Below are 2,853 nucleotides of genomic sequence, written 5' to 3'. Positions count from 1 at the left end.
CTCCATTTTTGACTCATACAAATTATTCAGATAGCAAAGCCAATTAGATAATGAATAAGACTCTTAGTTTAATAATTTAGTTGCCGAAGGGAGCTATTTTGTGAGTTGGGTGCGATTCCTACGGAGCGCTTCGCTATCGCTAATTTTCTTTATCAGTACATAAATATGTTTAGGCACTTGTTTATCAGTATTAATACTAGAACAATTGAATATCGATGAAGAGTATCCGGAACAAACGGAAAGAGTGTTTTCTTGGGTGAATATTCTATAATAATCATCATTCTTAGATTGTTTTCAAAGACACTAAAAAAGGTATAATTCCTGGTTAGTAATAGTTTTGAAAATTAGAAAAAATCAACCACTCTGCTTGACAGAGTGGCTCAATATCTTAATGGAGAATCCCAATCACAGCAGCCAGGATTTCTGTCGCTTTGTCATTAGCTGGAATAAATATCCGCTTGCGCCATTGAATTATCTCGGTGAAACATCCAATAGCCACAAGCCTGTCAGCTAAAGGCAAAGCATCAATTAACTCAATTCGTGGTTCACCAGCAACGTAAGAACGTCGCACAGTTACGCCACCCGGCAATTGCTGTGAGTACCCTTCGTTTAACACCAGCGAAACCAATTCCCCTGGACTTAACAGTTTGTTCTTCAGTCCCAGCTGTTCAGCCACAGACTGAATATCTTTTGCATTGACTACCCGACCCAGAATTTTCTCGCCATCACTGGTTTGCAGCCTGAAGACTCGACTATTCTTCTGAGGTAGCATTTTCCAAATGGGTAGCAATATGCCCGTGACCAAATGAATATGGTCATTTGTGAATTTGGGTAGTTCATCCACTTCTTTTGACCACGCCGCAACAAATGTATCAGCCGAAACCTGCTGCCAAGTTGATGATTCCAGCTTGTCTAGGGGTACACGAATTTCCTTTTGAGGTCGCACAAGTAAAACCCGTGGCACTACCCCGCCTTCCTCATCGAAGAAACTGTGAGTAGGGATTGATACGGCTGCATTACCAGACTTTTCATTCACCATGAGTTGTCCTTGGTACTGAGTCGCAAATTCAAGTATTTCCTCAGCCGTTCTGATGTTGTTCCGTTGAACTCGCTCAATTTTCAGGTAATTGGTCACGCTCCCAGTGGCAGAATGAGTGTACACAACTTCTTGGCTTTCGATGGTAAACCGTTCAGCCCGAAGTGTTTCCACTCCAACTTCAAAGATTCCATTAGCGATCGCAATCTCAATTTGTTGACTTAACAGCAGTTCAAAACGCTCGAAAATAACATTCTGCATCCCGATTGTCAAAGCCAGTAGCCGATTGAGGAACTGTCGCAACGGTGGAAGGTCAATTTTCATACCTCCTTCGTGAGAAGTCAGGCTGAGTCCAGTCATTTGCTCAAATTTACCCAAAGGAACTTCAGCAAATCGACCCTGGAAAATCTGCTTGAATAACTCGTATAAAGCATATTCAGCATAGTTCGACTCTAGATTATCCTTGGCATTAAACATCCCATTACCGCCTGTTTGCCGTTGACCACGGGTAAGTGCGCCCAAGCTGTCCAGCCGCCGAGCGATAGTAGAAATGAATCGGCGTTCACCCCTAACATTGGTGGTCACGGGTCTGAACACTGGTGCAGAGGCTTGGTTAGTGCGGTGCGATCGCCCAACACCTTGAATAGCATTGTCAGCCCTCCAACCAGCTTCGAGTAAGTAGTGCGATCGCCGCCGCCGATTTACAGCATTGAGGTCAGCATGGTAACTTCTGCCAGTACCACCAGCATCAGAGAAAATGAGGATTTGTTTTTCATCAGCCATGAATGCAGTAGTCTCCGCGATGTTTGCTCCACTACCCCGTGAATCCACAAATAACCGTCCGTTTTCATCCTTAAGGACTCGCTTACTGCGCCCTGTGACTTCAGCAACTTGCTTGTGACCGAAATGCCACAACAACTGTTCTAAAGCGCCAGGGATGGGGTTAAGGCTTGCCAATCGGTCAACCAGCATATCCCTCAAAGCCACAGCTTCTTGCGAAACAATTGGTGAACCATCGGCATCAAAAGCCGGTTCAGAGCGTTCTTCACCTTCAGAGGATGAGTGAATCTCATGTAAGTGTACGGGGAACGCACTTAACAAATAATCCATGACATATTCACGGGGAGTTAAATCAAGATTCAAATCTTTCCACTCCGAAGCGGGAACTTCATTGAGTCGCCGTTTTAACAGTTCCTCATTAGTCGAAACTATCTGGATGACAACAGCATGACCTTGGGCTAAATCTTGCTCAATGGCTTTGATTAATTGTGGGCATTTCATCCCGGTTAGCAAATGGTTAAAGAACCTTTGCTTGTGAGATTCAAACTGGGACATCGCAGACATTTTAGCCATGCGGTTGTATGTTTTCGCACCGGAGATGTTACACGCTTCTAGTGCTTTGTAAAGATTGTTATGGATAATTTGGAAAGCATCAGCGTAACTGTCATAGATACGTTCTTGAGTCGATGTTAACTCAATTTCTAATGTGTCATATTCTACGCCTTCAAAGGAGAGCGATCGCGCCAAATACAAACCAAGTGCTTTCAAATCCCTGGCAACAACCTCCATTGCTGCAATACCACCGCCCTCGATGGATTCCACAAAATCTTCACGGGAGGTAAACGGGAAGTCTCCAGTCTGCCAAAGTCCCAAACGATTTGTGTATGATAAGTTAGAAACTTTGGTTGCTCCAGTTGCGGACACGTAAATCACCCGTGCTTTGGATAGTGCGTTTTGTAACCGAAGTCCAACGATACCTTGCTGGGATGCTTTAACTAAGCCAATCTTGCCCTCTTGTGCCATTGCATTACCCATTG

General features: G+C 44.3%; 1 protein-coding gene. It reads right to left on the bottom strand.

The window, feature by feature from the left end; genetic code table 11:
- Window positions 1–388: 388 nt before the first annotated feature.
- On the bottom strand, window positions 389–2,853 hold a 2,465-nt coding region (locus VB654_RS23370), incomplete at its 5' end, for a strawberry notch C-terminal domain-containing protein (protein WP_323216216.1).

Origin of the sequence: Nodularia sp. UHCC 0506, from assembly GCF_034931045.1 — a bacterium.
Classification (GTDB): Bacteria; Cyanobacteriota; Cyanobacteriia; order Cyanobacteriales; family Nostocaceae; genus Nodularia.
The sequence above is the reverse complement of the archived record's forward strand: the minus strand, read 5'-3'. Positions and strand labels throughout refer to the sequence as shown.